Origin of the sequence: Neorhizobium sp. T25_27 (assembly GCF_002968565.1) — a bacterium.
GTDB classification, from domain to species: domain Bacteria; phylum Pseudomonadota; class Alphaproteobacteria; order Rhizobiales; family Rhizobiaceae; genus Neorhizobium; species Neorhizobium tomejilense.
This window is the reverse complement of record NZ_PVBJ01000001.1, coordinates 522,231-538,725: the sequence shown is the minus strand read 5'-3', so window position 1 is coordinate 538,725 and position 16,495 is coordinate 522,231. Positions and strand designations below refer to the sequence as shown.

Annotated in this window: 16 protein-coding genes; 8 read left to right on the top strand and 8 right to left on the bottom strand. The window is 62.3% G+C overall.

All coding sequences use genetic code 11. The annotated features are described in order from the left end of the window. The first annotated feature begins 26 nt into the window (after positions 1-26). The 8 genes from C5J24_RS02790 (at position 27) to C5J24_RS02755 (ending at position 8,212) form a co-directional block, all read left to right on the top strand. The gene (locus tag C5J24_RS02790; RefSeq protein WP_105415419.1) at positions 27-779 is read left to right on the top strand and encodes a FadR/GntR family transcriptional regulator; all 753 of its coding nucleotides are present in this window, start codon (positions 27-29) and stop codon (positions 777-779) included. A gap of 77 nt (positions 780-856) precedes the next feature. Continuing rightward, positions 857-1,762: a 5-dehydro-4-deoxyglucarate dehydratase gene (kdgD, locus tag C5J24_RS02785; RefSeq protein ID WP_105416588.1), complete on the top strand. Its 906-nt coding sequence runs from the start codon at positions 857-859 to the stop codon at positions 1,760-1,762. Positions 1,763-1,765: 3 nt separating this feature from the next. After that, the gene (locus C5J24_RS02780; RefSeq protein ID WP_105415417.1) at positions 1,766-2,902 is read left to right on the top strand and encodes a mandelate racemase/muconate lactonizing enzyme family protein; all 1,137 of its coding nucleotides are present in this window, start codon (positions 1,766-1,768) and stop codon (positions 2,900-2,902) included. Further along, on the top strand, positions 2,902-3,768 hold the full coding sequence (locus tag C5J24_RS02775) for an amidohydrolase family protein (protein ID WP_105415415.1): 867 nt from the start codon (positions 2,902-2,904) through the stop codon (positions 3,766-3,768). Before C5J24_RS02780 ends, C5J24_RS02775 begins: the two co-directional genes overlap by 1 nt. Before the next feature lie 82 nt (positions 3,769-3,850). Then, positions 3,851-4,822, top strand: a complete 972-nt coding sequence (locus C5J24_RS02770; protein ID WP_046668627.1) for a TRAP transporter substrate-binding protein — start codon at positions 3,851-3,853, stop codon at positions 4,820-4,822. 84 nt (positions 4,823-4,906) lie between these two features. Beyond that, positions 4,907-5,428, top strand: coding sequence for a TRAP transporter small permease (locus tag C5J24_RS02765; protein ID WP_105416586.1), 522 nt, complete (start codon positions 4,907-4,909; stop codon positions 5,426-5,428). Continuing rightward, complete coding sequence (locus C5J24_RS02760; RefSeq protein ID WP_105415413.1) at positions 5,428-6,708, top strand: TRAP transporter large permease; 1,281 nt, start codon at positions 5,428-5,430, stop codon at positions 6,706-6,708. The genes C5J24_RS02765 and C5J24_RS02760 overlap by 1 nt, the downstream gene beginning before the upstream one ends. Before the next feature lie 70 nt (positions 6,709-6,778). Continuing rightward, entirely contained in the window at positions 6,779-8,212 is a 1,434-nt protein-coding gene (locus tag C5J24_RS02755) for an aldehyde dehydrogenase family protein (protein WP_105415411.1), read from the top strand. Positions 8,213-8,271: 59 nt separating this feature from the next. On the opposite strand, the gene msrA is transcribed toward C5J24_RS02755, so the two are convergent. The 8 genes from msrA to C5J24_RS02715 all read right to left on the bottom strand — a co-directional run bounded on the left by msrA (position 8,272) and on the right by C5J24_RS02715 (position 16,433). Then, entirely contained in the window at positions 8,272-8,796 is a 525-nt protein-coding gene (gene msrA, locus C5J24_RS02750; protein ID WP_046633284.1) for a peptide-methionine (S)-S-oxide reductase MsrA, read from the bottom strand. 74 nt (positions 8,797-8,870) lie between these two features. After that, positions 8,871-9,563, bottom strand: coding sequence for a hypothetical protein (locus C5J24_RS02745; RefSeq protein WP_105415409.1), 693 nt, complete (start codon positions 9,561-9,563; stop codon positions 8,871-8,873). A gap of 8 nt (positions 9,564-9,571) precedes the next feature. Continuing rightward, positions 9,572-10,624 carry an ABC transporter ATP-binding protein gene (locus C5J24_RS02740; RefSeq protein WP_105415407.1) on the bottom strand — a complete coding sequence of 351 codons (1,053 nt, stop codon included), beginning with the start codon at positions 10,622-10,624 and terminating at the stop codon, positions 9,572-9,574. Between the two features lie 49 nt (positions 10,625-10,673). Next, entirely contained in the window at positions 10,674-11,516 is an 843-nt protein-coding gene (locus C5J24_RS02735; RefSeq protein ID WP_046608602.1) for a carbohydrate ABC transporter permease, read from the bottom strand. Further along, a complete protein-coding gene (locus C5J24_RS02730; protein ID WP_105415406.1) occupies positions 11,506-12,438 on the bottom strand; it encodes a carbohydrate ABC transporter permease in 933 nt (310 codons plus the stop codon). Before C5J24_RS02730 ends, C5J24_RS02735 begins: the two co-directional genes overlap by 11 nt. A gap of 14 nt (positions 12,439-12,452) precedes the next feature. Continuing rightward, complete coding sequence (locus C5J24_RS02725; protein ID WP_105415404.1) at positions 12,453-13,736, bottom strand: sugar ABC transporter substrate-binding protein; 1,284 nt, start codon at positions 13,734-13,736, stop codon at positions 12,453-12,455. Positions 13,737-13,785: 49 nt separating this feature from the next. Further along, positions 13,786-15,387, bottom strand: coding sequence for an FAD-dependent oxidoreductase (locus C5J24_RS02720; RefSeq protein WP_105416584.1), 1,602 nt, complete (start codon positions 15,385-15,387; stop codon positions 13,786-13,788). Positions 15,388-15,401: 14 nt separating this feature from the next. Next, positions 15,402-16,433 carry a LacI family DNA-binding transcriptional regulator gene (locus tag C5J24_RS02715; RefSeq protein ID WP_105415402.1) on the bottom strand — a complete coding sequence of 344 codons (1,032 nt, stop codon included), beginning with the start codon at positions 16,431-16,433 and terminating at the stop codon, positions 15,402-15,404. Positions 16,434-16,495: the final 62 nt, after the last annotated feature.

Sequence of the window (16,495 nt, the reverse complement as noted above, 5' to 3'; positions counted from 1 at the left end):
ATGCGCCGCTGCGCAGGGAGGAACGAATGAGCGTTGAAACCAGACTCGATACCGGCAAGGGATCGAGGACGCTTGTTTCCCGCCTCGGAGAAACGCTGCGCCAGGCGATTGCGGCAGGCCAGTTTCCGCCGGGCTCCCGCCTGCCGAGCGAAGCGCAGCTGACCGAGGCGCACGGCGTCAGCCGCACCGTCGTGCGTGAGGCGATCGCATCGCTGCGCGCCGACCGGTTGGTGGAAGCGCGTCAGGGCGCCGGCGTCTTCGTGCTGGAGCCGTCGCGCAACGTGCAGCCGGTCATGCTCTCCCTCTCGAATATCGATCTTGCCCGCGTATCCTCGATGATCGAGCTCCTGGAGCTTAGAACCGCGGTGGAAGTCGAGGCCGCGGGACTTGCCGCCCTTCGCCGCTCGCCCGCGCAGGAAGAGGTCATTCTCGATCGCCATTATGCGGTCCGCGCCTGTCTCGAGGCCGCAAAACCAACCAGTGAGGCGGATTTCGCGCTGCATCTTGCCATTGCCGAAGCCACCAACAATCCGCGTTTCCGCGAATTCCTGACCATGATCGGCCGCAGCCTGATCCCGCGCGCAGCCCTGCGCCCGGACGATTCGGAGGCCGATCAGGCTGCCTATATCAAGCTGCTCGACGAGGAGCACAACGCCATCGTCGTGGCGATTTCCGACGGCGACGAGGACCGTGCCCGCGACGCCATGCGCCGGCATCTGCGGGGCGCGCAGCTGCGCTATCGCACCCTCCTCCGGGAGCTGCGCGAATCTGTAAGATGACTTGTTGACACAAGTCGAGGCGACCTGTACGACAATTTTTGTCTGGAGGAGACGCTTACAAAGGAATTTTCTGAATGATGACGCCTGAAGAAATCAAGGTTGCACTTGGTGCCGGCCTGCTGTCCTTTCCCGTCACCCATTTCGACGCGGAAGGCGAGTTCCAGCCGGAAAGCTATCGCCGCCATGTGGAATGGCTGTCGGGCTTCGATGCACCGGTCCTGTTTGCCGCCGGCGGCACGGGCGAATTCTTCTCGCTGTCCCCCAATGAAGTCCCCGGCATCGTGTCGGCCGCCAAGGAAGCCGCCGGCAAGACGGCGATCGTCTCCGGCTGCGGTTTCGGCACCCATGTCGGCGTGGAAATGGCCCGCGCGGTCGAAAAGGCCGGCGCCGATGGCATCCTGCTGCTGCCGCATTACATGATCGATGCGCCGCAGGAAGGTCTTTATCAGCATGTGAAGCGCATCTGCCAGTCGGTCGGCATCGGCGTCATGGTCTATAACCGCGACAACTCGATCCTGTCGGTCGATACTCTGCAGCGCCTCTGCGACGAGTGCCCGAACCTGATCGGCTTCAAGGACGGCAGCGGCGATATCGGGCTTGTCCGGCAGATCACCGCTACCATGGGCGACCGGCTGATGTATCTAGGCGGTATGCCGACCGCCGAACTTTTCGCGGAAGCCTATCTCGGCGCCGGCTTCACTACCTATTCATCGGCGGTGTTCAACTTCGTGCCGGGCCTTGCGGTCGACTTCTACAAGTCGCTGCGCGCAGGCAACCGAGCCCGCTGCGAGGAGATCCTCAAGGACTTCTTCTATCCCTTCATGGCGATCCGCAATCGCCGCAAGGGTTATGCTGTCTCGGCCATCAAGGCCGGTGTGCGCCTGCAAGGTTTCGACGCCGGCAAGGTGCGCCCGCCGCTCGACGACCTGACGGCGGAAGAAGAAGAGATGCTCCTGAAGCTCATCGGCCCCTGGAAGCGCTAATCCATGAAGATCGCGTCCGTCTGCACCCATCTCCTCGAACACAGGCTCGACGTCGCCTTCGAAAGCGCCTCGATGCGCTTCGATCGCCGCGCCCATGTGCTCGTCGAGATCGAGTGCGACGACGGCACGATCGGCTGGGGCGAATGCCTCGGCCCAGCCCGGCCGAATGCGGCCGTGGTCGCTGCCTATGCGAACCGGCTGGTCGGCGAAAATCCGCTGGAAACCGAAAAGATCTGGGCGCGGCTCTATAATGCGCTGCGCGACCAGGGCCAGCGCGGCCTCGCCGTCACGGCACTGTCCGGCATCGACATCGCGCTTTGGGATATCAAGGGCAAGCATTTCGGCGTTCCGGTCTCGATCCTGCTCGGCGGACGCTTCCGCGAGAGCGTCAAGGCCTATGCGACCGGCAGCTTCAAGCGCGACGGCGTCGATCGCGTGGAAGACAATGCGACCGACGTCGCCGGTTATTGGCAACAGGGTTTTCACGCCAGCAAGATCAAGATCGGCTTCGGCGTCGAGGAAGATCTGCGGGTCATCCGCGCGGTGCGCGACGCCGTCGGCCCCGACATGCGGCTGATGGTCGACGCCAACCATGGTTACGACGCCATCGAGGCGATCAAGTTCGGCCAGGCGGCTGCTGAACTCAACATCGACTGGTTCGAAGAACCGGTCGTACCGGAACAGCTCGCTGCCTATCGCGAAGTCCGCGCCCGCCAGCCGATCCCGGTCGCCGGCGGCGAGACCTGGCACAGCCGCTGGGGCATGCGCGAGCCGGTGGAAACCCGCGCCGTCGATATCCTGCAGCCCGACCTTGCCGGCGTCGGCGGCTTTACCGAAGCCAAGCGCGTTGCCGACATGGCAGCCCTTCACGGCATCCGCGTCGTGCCGCATGTCTGGGGCACCGGCGTGCACATCGCGGCCGCCCTGCAGTTCATGGCGGCGATGATCCCGAGCCCGGTTCGGGTCAATCCGATCGAACCGATCCTCGAATTCGACCGTACCCACAATCCGTTCCGTCAGGCGGTGATCAAAACCCCGATCGAACACGAGCGCGGCGTGGTGCAGATCCCGAACGGCCCAGGCCTCGGCATCGAGATCAACCGCGATGCGCTCAAAGAATTCCGCATGGGAGACATCTGATGCTCGTCCGCACCCTTTCCGGCACTCCGCCCAAGACCAGGCTGCCCAAGGGGGCGGTCGACACCCAGATGCATGCATATCTGCCGGGCTTTCCCTCTTTGCCCGGCGGCCCCGGCCTTCCGGCCGGAGATTTGCCGACCCCGGCCCAGTATCTCCAGTTCATGCGCTGGATCGGCATCGATCGGGTCATCGTCACCCAGGGCAATGCCCAGCAGCGTGATAATTCGAATCTCAACGCCTGCCTTGCGGAATTCGGTTCGGTTGCCCGCGGCGTCTGCGTGATCGACAGCACCACGTCGGAAGCCGAACTGGACAGCCTCGTAGCAGCCGGCAATGTCGGCGCCCGCATCATGGACCTGCCGGGCGGCGCGGTGAACCTGTCGGAACTCGAAGCGGTCGACGCCAAGGCTGCGTCCCGCAACTGGATGGTCGCCGTCCAGTTCGACGGCAGCAACATTCTCGACCACGAAGAACGCCTGAAGAACCTGAAGTCCCGCTGGGTCTTCGATCACCACGGCAAGTTCTTCGCCGGCGTCACGCCCGATAGCCCGCAGGTCGACGCCGTCAAGCGCCTCATCGACGGCGGCAAGTGCTGGTTCAAGTTCGCCGGCGTCTACGAATCCTCGAAGGCCGGCGGCCCGGACTATGCCGATGTCGCCGCGGTCGCCCGGGAAATCGCCAGATATGCACCGGAACGCATCGTCTGGGGCACCAACTGGCCGCATAACCTCGCCCGCGAACAGGCCGATTATCCGGATGACGCGGCGCTGACCGATACCGTGCTCGGCTGGCTCCCGGACGATGCGGCACGCGAGCTCGCGCTCGTGAAAAACCCCGAAGAACTTTACGGCCTGCCCGCCCGATAAACGGCACGGGAGGCCTGAGGAAGACTGATAAATTCAACGACCGGGGCGTGGAGGCTCCGGCGCTCACACAGAGGAGGACAACATGAAACTCACGAAACTGCTCGGCCTTGCCTTCGGCCTCGCGCTCGGCGCGACGGCCGCCAATGCACAGGTTACCCTGCGTTCCGCCGACATCCATCCGGACGGTTATCCGACCGTTGATGCCGTCAAATACATGGGCGAGCTGGTCTCCCAGCGCACCAACGGCCGCATCAAGATCCAGGTGATGAACAACTCGGTACTGGGCGGTGAAAAGGACACGATCGAGCAGACCCGTTTCGGCGTCATCGATATGAACCGCGTCAATGCTGCGCCGTTCAACAACCTCGTGCCGCAGACCACCGTTCTCGGCCTGCCCTTCCTGTTCCGCTCGACCGAACACATGCACAAGGTCGTCGACGGCCCGATCGGCGACGAAATCCTGAAGGCCTTCGAACCGCATGGCCTGGTCGGCCTTGCCTATTACGACTCCGGCGCGCGCTCCTTCTACACGACCAAGAAGCCGATCACCAAGCTTGCCGACCTGAAGGGCATGAAGATTCGCGTCCAGCAGTCGGACCTCTGGATCGCCATGATGCAGGCCTTCGGCGCCAACCCGACGCCGATGCCGATGGGCGAAGTCTATTCCTCGCTCGAAACCGGCGTGGTCGACGGCGCGGAAAACAACTGGCCTTCCTATGAATCGGCCCGCCACTACGAGATTGCCAAGAACTATACGCTGACCGAACATTCGCTGAACCCGGAAATCCTGGTCATGTCCAAGATCTCCTGGGACAAGCTGACCCCGGAAGACCAGAAGATCTTCCGCCAGGCCGCCAAGGACTCGGTCGTCAAGATGCGCGAACTCTGGACTGCCCGCGAAAAGTCCTCGGAAGCCAAGGTTCGCGCCGGTGGTGCCAACGTTATCAAGGTCAACAAGGACGAGTTCTCGGCCGTCATGAAGCCGGTCTATGACAAGTTCGTCACCGATCCGAAGCAGAAGGCCCTGCTGGAACAGATCCAGGCCGTCAAGTAAGCCGACCGGAGACCGGCCCTCGCCAAGAGGGCCGGTTTTTTCTTGCATATCCGGCAGCTTTGCTGCCGCGAAGAGGACAGGATCATGAGAAAATTCATGCTGGCCATAAAGCCCTACCTGGGCGGGCTTAGCCGCATATCACTTTATATCTCCGGCATCGGCATGATCGCCATGACCCTCATCGTCGGATGGCAAGTGTTCGGCCGTTATGTCCTCAACGATTCGCCGAGCTGGTCCGAGCCGCTGTCGCTCTATCTGATGTCCTGGTTCATCATGCTCGGAGCCGCCGTCGGCGTGCGTGAGAGCGTGCATCTCGGGCTCGATATCGTTCGCTACGTCATGCCGCCGGCAATCCAGAAGGCAATGGATCTCCTGAGCCTGGGCCTGATCGTGCTCTTCGGCATCGGCATGGCCTATTATTCGACGCTGCTGGCCATGGGTACCTGGTCGGCCACCATTCCCGTTCTCGGCTGGCCGGGCGGCACCGACTTCTTCCCGATGATCGTCGGCGGCGCCATGATCTCCCTTTTCGCTCTGGAGCGCTTCGTTGACGTCGCCATCGGCGAGGAAGTTGCTGCCGACGTACTCGTGCAGGAGGCTGCGTAATGGCCTACGCCATTCTTTTCGGTTCGTTCACATTCCTCATGCTGGTCGGCATGCCGATCGCCTTCTGCCTCGGCATCGCCTCCTTCGCGACGGTCCTCTACATGGGCCTGCCGCCGATCGTCGTCTTCCAGCAGCTGAATTCCGGCATGAACGTCTTCGCCATGATGGCGATCCCGTTCTTCATCTTCGCCGGCGACCTGATGGTGCGCGGCGGCATCGCGCAGAGGCTGATCCGCTTCGCCGCAGGCCTCGTCGGCCACATGCGCGGTGGTCTCGGCCAGGTCAACGTCGTCGCCTCGACGCTGTTCGGCGGCATTTCCGGTTCGGCCGTAGCGGACGCGTCGGCCGTCGGCGGGCTGATGATCCCGCAGATGGCGGCGCGCGGTTATGACAGGGACTATGCAGTCAACGTGACGGCCAACGCCGCCATCATCGCGCTGATGATCCCGCCCTCGCACAACATGATCCTCTATTCGATCGCAGCGGGCGGCAACGTCTCCGTCGCCGACCTCTTCACCGCCGGCATCGTTCCCGGCCTGTTGCTGGCCGGGGCGCTGATGATCACAGCCTGGTGGGTCGCCGTAAAACGCGGTTATCCGGCCGACCCCTTCCCGGGCTTTGCCCGCGTCGGTTATTACCTGCTGGCTTCGCTGCCCGGCATCCTTCTGATCGCCATCATCTTCGGCGGCGTCCGCTCCGGCGTGTTCACGGCAACGGAAAGCTCCTGCATTGCCGTCATCTACGCCTTCCTGGTCGCCATGCTCGTCTACCGCGAGCTGAACTGGGACGGTTTCGTCGAGGCCGTCATGGGCGCCGTGCGCACCACCGCCATGGTACTGCTGGTCATCGGCACCGCCGCCGCGTTCGGTTGGTTGATGGCATTCCTGCAGGTCCAGACCCTGATCATCGCAGCGATCAGCGCGGTTTCGGATAATCCGATCATCGTTCTCCTGATGATCAACGTCATCCTGCTGGTCCTCGGCACGTTCATGGACATGGCGCCGATGGTCATCATCTCGACGCCGATCCTGCTCCCCGTCGTCAAGGCCTTCGGCATCGATCCGGTCCATTTCGGCGTCATCATGATCCTCAATGCCGGCATCGGCCTCAACACGCCGCCGGTTGGAACCGTGCTCTTCGTCAGTTGCGCGGTTGGCGGCATCACGATACGTGAAGCGATGCGCACAATCTGGCCTTTCTTCGGAGCCAGCATCGCAGTATTGCTGCTCGTGACTTACATCCCTGCCCTGTCGCTCTGGCTGCCAAGCGTTTTCAGGTAAGCGACTGAAACAAGCTCTATCTGACGGTCCCGCCCCCATGGCGGGGCCTTTCACATGAAAGGAGAGGTCCATGACCATCTACCAGAACCTGATCGCCGGCGAATGGGTCGGCTCGGACGCTTCCAAGAACATCAACCCGTCCGACACAAATGATGTCGTGGGCATGTATGCCCAGGGCAGCGCCGAAGACGCCAAACAGGCGATCGCCGCGGCAAAGGTAGCATCCCCCGCCTGGTCGCGCTCCGGCATCCTCGAACGCCATGCGATCCTCAGAAAGACCTCCGACGAAATCCTCGCGCGCAAGGACGAACTCGGCGCCCTTCTCGCCCGCGAGGAAGGCAAGATTCTTCCCGAAGCGACCGGCGAAGTCATCCGCGCCGCCCAGATCTTTGATTTCTTCGCCGGCGAAGCGCTGCGCCTGACCGGCGAACTAGTACCGTCTGCCCGTCCGAATATCGGCGTCGAGATCACCCGCGAACCGCTCGGCGTCATCGGCATCATCACGCCATGGAATTTCCCGATCGCCATTCCCGCATGGAAGATCGCGCCGGCGCTCTGCTACGGCAACACCGTCGTCTTCAAGCCTGCCGATCTCGTACCTGGCTGCGGCTGGGCGATCGTCGACATCCTCCACCGCGCCGGCCTGCCGAAAGGTGTCCTGAACCTCGTCATGGGCCGTGGCTCGGTCGTCGGCCAGGCCATGCTCGACAGCCCGGACCTCGCCGGCATCACGTTTACCGGCTCCACCGGCACCGGCAAGCGCGTCGCGCTCGCCTCGATCGAGCATAACCGCAAGTTCCAGCTCGAAATGGGTGGCAAGAACCCGATGGTCATCCTCGACGACGCGGACCTCAACGTGGCCGTCGAAGCCGCCGCCAATTCGGGCTTCTTCTCGACCGGCCAGCGTTGCACCGCCTCCTCGCGCCTGATCGTGACGGAAGGCATCCACGACAAGTTCGTCGCAGCACTCACCGAGAAGCTGAAGACGATCAACGTCGACAACGCCATGAAGGCCGGCAGCCATATGGGCCCGGTCGTCGACGACAAGCAGCTGAAGCAGGACACCGACTACATCGAGATCGGCAAAAACGAGGGCGCCAAGCTCGCCTTCGGCGGTGAACTCGTGAAGCGTGACACGCCCGGCTTCTATCTGCAGCCGACGCTGTTCACCGAAGCGACCAACCAGATGCGGATTTCGCGCGAGGAAATCTTCGGACCGGTCGCTTCCGTCATCCGGGTGAAGAACTACGAGGAAGCGCTGGCAACCGCCAACGACACGCCGTTCGGCCTGTCGGCGGGCATTGCCACCACCAGCCTCAAGCATGCGACGCATTTCAAGCGCAACTCCGAGGCCGGCATGGTGATGGTCAACCTTCCGACGGCGGGCGTCGATTTCCACGTACCGTTCGGTGGCCGCAAGGCCTCGTCTTTCGGCCCGCGCGAACAGGGCAAGTATGCCGCCGAGTTCTTCACCGTGGTGAAGACCGCCTACACGCTCGCCTAAACAAAAAAGGCGCTGCCATTTCGAAATGGCAGCGCCTTCAATTCAGCAATCGAGATAGCTTATTCGGCGGCAGCAACACTGGCGCGCTTCGGCAGCTTCCAGTTCGGACGCGGGAAATGGCAGGTATAGCCATTCGGATAACGCTCCAGGTAATCCTGATGCTCCGGTTCTGCCTGCCAGAAATCACCAACCGGCTCCACTTCCGTCACCACCTTGCCCGGCCATAACCCCGATGCGTTGACATCGGCGATCGTATCTTCGGCGACGCGCTTCTGCTCGTCGTTCTCGTAGTAGATCGCCGAACGATAGCTCATGCCGATATCGTTGCCCTGGCGGTTCTTCGTCGACGGATCATGGATCTGGAAGAAGAATTCAAGTATATCGCGATAACTGGTCTTGGCCGGATCGAAGATGATCTCGATCGCTTCGGCATGGGTGCCGTGATTGCGGTAGGTCGCGTTCGGCACATCGCCGCCGCTATAGCCGACGCGGGTCGAAACCACGCCGGGCAGACGCCGTATCAGGTCCTGCATGCCCCAGAAACAACCACCGGCCAATACGGCCCGTTCGGTAGACGTCGTCATGCTTTCCTCCTTCGGTTTTGGATTTGCACCTAAAATGGCGATCCGACGGAAGAAATTCAATCCATCGCCACCACTCAACCGACTGCTGCCTCGACGATCGGACGGACCGCCGCCTCCAGGCTCTTCGGCGTCGTACCGGTGACGATGACACCGAGCAGCGGCGCCGCAATGCCGGCCGCCTTCAGCCTTGCCATATCGCCGGCCACGAAACGCTTCTGGCTCGGCGCGATGACCGGAATGCCGGCCTTCGAGGTGATTTCCCTGTAGCGGTCAAGATCGGTCTCGTTGAGCGGTTTGCCGTAATCGGCAAACGACGCGACGGACGCCTCCATCATGGCGCCGGGAATGGCGACGATAGTCTTCAGGTCCTCGTCAGTGCTTTTCTCGCCGAGCGCCGGGATCGGACGGAGCTTCGACTCCAGCAGATGCGGCTGAAGATGGTCGAAATAAACGTTGAAGCCTTCAAAACCCAGTTCGGCCAAGGCATCGAGTTCGTCCGGCGTCGGCACCGTCTCCTGGCCGGCCATCACCAGCAGCGGCACCCCGAGCGGCGCCAGCCTCTCGAAAAACGGCCGTTCCTCGGCAAAACTGCCGAATGTCGTGCCGGTCGCGCGGTGATAGGCGTTGAGATGCACCTTGATCGCAAAGGCCCCTGCCCCGATCGCCGCCTTGGCAAGATCGAGGTCGTGCCGGGCGAGCGAGACGATGACCGGGAATTCGCCACCGCGCAGCGCCTTGGTGAGCCTGGTTTCGGGATAGTTCGGCATGACGGCCCTCAGTTCAGACGCTCGCCGCCATCGGCGGCGAAGAGATGGATATTGCCGAGTTCCGGCCGCACCCGGATCGTCGCTCCCGGCGACAACGATACCCGTTCGCGAAACACGCCGGTCACCAGCGTTTCGCCCAGTTTCATCGTCACCTGCGTCTCGGAACCCATCGGCTCGACCAGCACGATTTCCGCAGGCACGCCGCTGTCGTCCAGGGCGAAATGTTCGGGACGAATGCCGTAGACCGTCTTTCGGTCCTTGTGCCCGTGCGCTGCCTCGGGCAGTGGCAGCAAAATACCGGGCGCGGAGAAACCTTCCGGCGTAATCGTGCCGGTCAAAAAATTCATCGACGGCGAGCCGATGAAGCCCGCCACGAACTGGTTGGCCGGCCTGTCGTAAAGGTCGAGCGGTGCACCGATCTGCTCGACCCGGCCGCCATTCAGCACGACGATCTTGTCGGCCATAGTCATCGCTTCGACCTGGTCGTGGGTAACATAGATGGTGGTCGTCTTCAGCCTCTGGTGCAGGCTTTTGATCTCGCCGCGCATGACGACGCGCAGTTTCGCGTCAAGATTGGAAAGCGGCTCGTCGAACAGGAAGACCTTGGGGTCGCGGACGATCGCCCGGCCCATCGCAACGCGCTGGCGCTGGCCGCCGGAAAGCTGGCGCGGGTAGCGATCGAGCAACGGCGCGAGGCCAAGAATGTCGGCTGCCCATTTGACGCGTTCGGCGATCTCCGCCTTGCTGCCGCCGCGGTGTTCCAGCGAGAACCCCATATTGGTCGCGACTGTCATATGCGGATAGAGCGCATAGTTCTGGAAGACCATGGCGATGTCGCGGTCCTTGGGGTCGAGGTCGTTGACCACCCGCCCGCCGATATTCACCTCGCCGCCGGTAATTGTCTCCAGCCCGGCGACCATCCTGAGCAGGGTGGATTTGCCGCAGCCGGACGGGCCGACCAGCACCACGAACTCGCCGTCGGTGATGCCGAGGTCGATGCCGTGGATGATGTCGACGGCGCCATAGCTCTTGCGGACATTGGAAAGGATAACTTCAGCCATCAATCAGATTTCCGTTTCTTCAGCCCCAGTGTTTCAAAAGGTGAGTTTTTCAACCCTTGAGGCCGGTATGCGCGAGCCCTTCGACGAATTGCTTCTGCGCGATGATGAAGACGATGAGAACGGGCAGCGCCGTCAGGGTCGCAGCAGCAAGCTGGATGTTCCACATCGGCCCGCCATAGGCGTCCGTGTATTGCGTCAGCGCCTGCGGCAGCGTGAATTTGTCGGCACTCGACAGGAACACGATCGGTTCCAGATAGAGGTTCCAGGAATGCAGGAAGGTGAAGATCGCGACCGACGCGAGCGCCGGCCTTGCAAGCGGCAAGGCGATCTTGCGAAAAATCTTGAAGCGCCCAAGACCATCGACCCGTGCCGCCTCTTCGAGCTCGACAGGCAGCGCAATGAAGAACTGCCGCATCACGAATGTCGCGAACACGCTGGGCGCACCGAAGATCGGCACCAGGATCAGCGGCCAGTGGGTGTTGACCATGCCGGCCTTCAGGAACATCTGGAAAAGTGGCACGATCGTCACTTCCGATGGGATCAGGAGCCCGAGCAGCACGACCATGAAGATCGCATTGGCGAACGGAAACTTGATGCGCGCGAAGGCATAGCCCGCCATGGAGGACACGACCATCGTGCCGATCGTCACCAGTGCGGCGATATAGGCGGAATTCCAGTACTGCTTTACGAAGGGCTGCAATTCGAAGACCTTCGAATAGGTCGTCCAGTCGTAGCTTTCCGGCAGGAGTTGCGGCGGAAAGGCAAAAATGTCGCTGATCGGCTTCACCGACGACGTCACCATCCACCAGGTCGGAAAGACGAAGGGGATCAGGAGAACGCAGAGCAGGCCGTAGAGAAACACTTGTCTGCGCGGGGAGAGCTCAGCTTTCATAAAAAACGATCCTCTTGCGCATCTGCCATTGGGCGAAGGTCAGCACGGCGACGATCACGAACAGCATGATCGACAGCGTCGAGCCGTAGCCGAAGAAATGGAACTGGAAGGCCTGCTGATACAGATAATAGACGAGCACCGTGGTCGTGAGACCCGGTCCGCCTTGCGTCAGCACCGCGATCTGCGCGAACACCTGCAACGAGCCGACGATGGTGATGATCGAGGTCAGAAGGATGGTCGGGCTGATCAGCGGCAGGGTGATGCGGCGAAACTGCTTGAAACGCGGCGCACCGTCGATGCGGGCGGCCTCATAGAGCTCGTTCGGCACGCCCTGGAGGGCGGCGAGGAACAGGATCATGTTGAGGCCGACATTCTTGAACACCTGCACCACGATGACCGAGATCATCGCCGTTACCGGTTCGCGCAGCCAGTTCGGCCCGTCGATGCCGAAGACGAGCAACACGCCGTTGATGCCGCCGTTCTTCTGCAATAGGAAACCCCAGACGATCGTCCAGGCGACCAGCGACACGACGACAGGCGAGAAGAACAGCGTACGGAAGAGGGTGATGCCGGCGAGTTTCTGGTTGAGCAGCACCGCAAGCAGCAATGCCAGGCTCAGGTTGAAGATCACCAGCCCGGCGGAGAAGATCGCCGTCGCCCCGAGCACAGACGGCAGGCTCGTGTCTTCGAGAAGCATCTGGTAGTTCGCGAGGCCGGTATAGGTGAAGGTATTGGCGAGCACGTTCCACTCGTGCAGCGAATACCAGAAGACCAGGCAGAGCGGGATCAGCACGAAGAGCGTGATCCCGATCAATTGCGGGGCGATGAAGAGAAACCCGGCGAGGCTGTCGCGCTGCGCGACCGTCCAGAACGACGATGAGGAGCGGCCCTCCGAATGGGCGGTTTGCTGCACGACAGCCATCGACACGAGCCCCCTTAACGCTTCAGAAGCGGGCCGATCTGGCCGCAGATCTGCTGGAGGGCTGCCGGGATATTCGCATCCGGACGCCAGACGGCATCGAGGCCCGAACGAACCACCTGCTGGATCTGCGCAAAGCCGGTATGACCCGGAATGACCTTGCCGGTGGCAATGCCGGAGATCACGACCTTGTCGATCTGCTCCTGGCTCAGCAGCGGATTGGTCTTCTTCAGGACTTCGGCGTTCAGCAGCGACTTGCGGGCCGACGGGAAGAACTGGCTGAGCTTGGCCGAGTTTTCCGGGTTCGTCATATAGGCGACGAATTCAGCCGCCGTCTTAGCGTTCTTGCCCGACTGCATGACGCCGACGCCGGCCTGGCCGATCAGCGCATAATTGCCGGCCGGACCCTTCGGCAGCGGCACGAGATCCCAGGCGAACGGCTTGTCCTTCGGCAGCAGCGAGGCGCGGCTGATCTGGGTGATCGTCATTGCCGCATTGCCGGCGAAGAAGTCGACGCTTTCGCCGGGGCCCGGCATCGCCTTGTTCTTGAAGACGGCATTGTGAATGAAGGTCAGCGCGTCGACCATCGGCTTCTCGGTCATCGTGCAGGTCTTGCCGTCGGCGCTCCAGGGCGAAGCACCCCAGCCGTTCCAGACGGAGGCGAGGTTCTGCCAGATCTGGTAGTTGAAGTCGCGGACGATCAGGCCGCCCTTGCCGGTCTTGCCAACGGTGGATGCGGTGGCGATGGCGTTGTCCCATGTCCACTGGTTGGCTGCGATCATTTCCGCCGGCGTCTTGGCGCCGGAAGCCTTGATGAGGTCGTTATTGACGAACATCGCAAACGGCGAGGTCGAGAACGGATAGGCAAACAGCTTGCCGTCCTTGGTCCAGCGCTCGGCGGCCGTGGTGCTCAGTTCTTCCGCATTGTAGCCCTTGGTGGCCTTGAGCGTGTCCGTCAGCGGATAGAGCGCGCCGGAATTGACGAAGTCATAGGCGGCGGTTTCGAAGATCCAGGCCATGTCAGGTGCATTGCCACCGGCGATCTGGGTCGTCAGCGCCGTCGTATAGGTATCGAAGGGCAGCGACTCATAGGTCACCGTCACGTTCGGATGGTCCTTTTTGAAGCCGGTAGCGATGTCGCTGAACAGCTTCAGATGCGCCTCGTTGGCGCTCCAGATGGTCATGCGCAGGTTGACCGCGTCCTGGGCGTTGGCGATGCCGCTCCCCACGGGCGAAATGCCGAGCGGCACGGCAACCGCGAATGCGGCTACCGCCGATTTCAATGTCTTGTAATAGTTCATTCCCGTTCCTCCTCCAAAGATTGGTTTGATAGACAGGCTCCTGGCCGTCCTAATAAGCAGCGACGTCCGGCCAGCGCATTTCGATGCCTTCACGGGTAAGCTCTCTCTGGAAATTCTGGAGCTTCTCGTCGTTTTCCTGGACCTGATGCGGCGTAAGATTTTTGTCGAGGCAATGGGCGGCGAGCATGCCGGCGACCTCGCCGATATTCCATTCGACCGGGTGCAGCCGATAGCAGCCATTGGTGATGTGGGTCGTGCCGATGTTCTTGCCGGCCGGAATGAGGTTTTTCACCCGCTGCGGCAGCAACGCGCCGAGCGGAATCTCGAACGGGCAGGACGGCACGTCGATATAGTTGTCGCCGCCGGTCGAGGGATGCAGATCGATCCGGTACATGCCGATGCCGATGCTGTCGCGGTAGTTGACCGCGCCCTTTTCGCCCCGCACCGAATAGGACAGGTCCTGCTCGACGATGCGGGTGACCGGCTTGATGCGGCGGCTCTCACGGATATAGGGAGCCATGGCAAGCCCGTGCTCGGTGCCGGTAATGTCGCCGCGCAGGCGAAGCCCGGGAAAGCCCTGGCCGCCGTCGACGCGCGGGGCTTCGGTCTGCAGCCAGTAGAACAGCGAATAGGAGAGGTCGGCCGCCGATTTCAGCTGTTTTGCCTTGTCCTCTTCGGAAAGGTCGATGATCGTGCCTTCCATGTAGTCGATCATCGGCCAGTTCACGAGGCAGATGTCGGAGGCGTAGGCGCCGGGCACGAAATTGTTGCGCGCCGCGATGCGCCGGAAGATCCACAGGTTCTCGTCGCCGCCACCCTTGCGCTGGTCGGCATCGACGGCGAGCGGATCGTCATTCGGATTGGGCGTGAACGAGCGGGTGGTGAAATCGAGCGTACGCGGATGCGGGGCGGTGAAGCCGAGCAAAGGGCCGCCCCAGAAATGCGGCTGGTACGCGCGCCAGGAATCGTAGTTCTCCGGCTTGTCGATCGTCTGGTCGCCGTCGACGTGATCGATGGCAAAGCAGATCGACACGGCCTGGACATTGTCCGGCTGCGCTTCAGATGGCGCACTCGGCTCGCCGGTGTCGGACTGGGCCTCGAAGCCCTTCACATATTCCGTGCCGGTCATCGGCAGCAGATCGCCGAGTTCCGTTGCATCGAGGATATAGGCGGCGGAGATGCTGATCTCCCGTCCCGTGTCGCGATGCCGAACGGTAACGGAACGCACCGTATCCCCGTCGACATCGGCAGCGACCGGGCGATAGGGCTGCAGCACCTTCAGCTTGCCGGCGCCGCGATAAGGCGCAAGCATCGCTTCCATGACGGCGAGACTGACGCGCGGCTCGGCGCAGATGCGGCTGACCCAGCCGGCACCGGGATTGAGGTCACCCCAGGCGCGTGCGCCCTCGGTCAGCGGATAGTGGTCGCGGTAATACTGGCGGATGCCGCTGCGCAGCTTCCGGTAGGAGCGGGTAATGCCGAACTGCTCGACCCAGGTATGCTCGTCGGAGGGCACAGCCTGGCTGGTCAGCTGGCCGCCGATCCAGTCGAACTCCTCGGTCATGATCACGCTGCGGCCAGCCCGGCATGCACCAAGTGCTGCCGCAACACCGCCAAGACCGCCGCCTACCACCAGAATATCCGTATGCATCTCTGTCACGTTGATCATGTCCGTCTTTTTGCGGGTCCAAGGGTTTCCCCCTCGACCGGTTCACAGGTCAGAAGAATTTGGCCGCCGGCATCTCCACTTTCGATGCGGCGCACCAGCATCGCAGTCGCCTGCCGACCCATCTCCTCGCGAGGGATGTCGAAGGCGGTGAACTGCACATGGCTGCGTTCGGCGCGGATATGGCTGCCCAGCACGACGGCGGAAAAATCGCCGGGAATGGACAGGCCCTGCGCCCGGGCAGCCGCCTCGACGCGCACCGCATCGGCGAGCTCGACGAAGAAGGCGACAGTCGCACCGCTGCCGAAAAGAGCGTCCAGTATCTCGTCTGCCGCGCGGCCCACTGCTTCGATATGCAGGACAAGCTCGAGACCGTCACCAAGGGCTCCATCAAAGCCCGACCATCGATCGGCAGTCGATTCCGCCGGTCCCGGCGGGCCGATATAGGCAAGCTTCGAATGCCCGAGCACCCTTGCCTTCTCGACGAGCGCCCGCGTGCCGTTCGCATAATCGCCGCCGACATAGGGAACCGGCCCGCCGGCGTCCTCGCGCCGGCCGATCGCCACGAACGGATAGTCGCCGGATACCAGCCGCGTCAGCTCGGTGCGGTCGAATTCGCGGCCGAGTACGAGGCAGCCGTCGGCGATCCTCAAGCGATTGCCGTCGGCAAAGATTTTTCGATCCTGCCCGACACCGGCCCCGGTCAGGAGCAGAAGGTCGTAATTCTGAATCTGCGCCTCTTCCTCTATGCCGAGCAGGAAGGGCGTGAAGAAGTCCGCTTGGGCGCTCGGAAAGGCCGGCTCGTAGGTGAACACGCCGAGAATGCGGTTCAGCCCCTTCGCCATCCGGCGAGCGATCGGATCGGCAACGTAACCGGTGGTACGGATGACCTGCTGGACGCGCTCGCGGGTCTCCTGCGGAATGCGCGCCAAAGCTGTCGGCGCGCCGTTCAGCACAAGCGAAACGGTCGCCTGGCTGACGCCGGCCAATTTCGCAATGTCGTGCTGAGTCAAACGCTTAGGCGCAGCCACGCAACATCCTCCCTCTCTCCTCTTGACTGCTAATGCGTATTAGCAGCTAATACGTATAAACA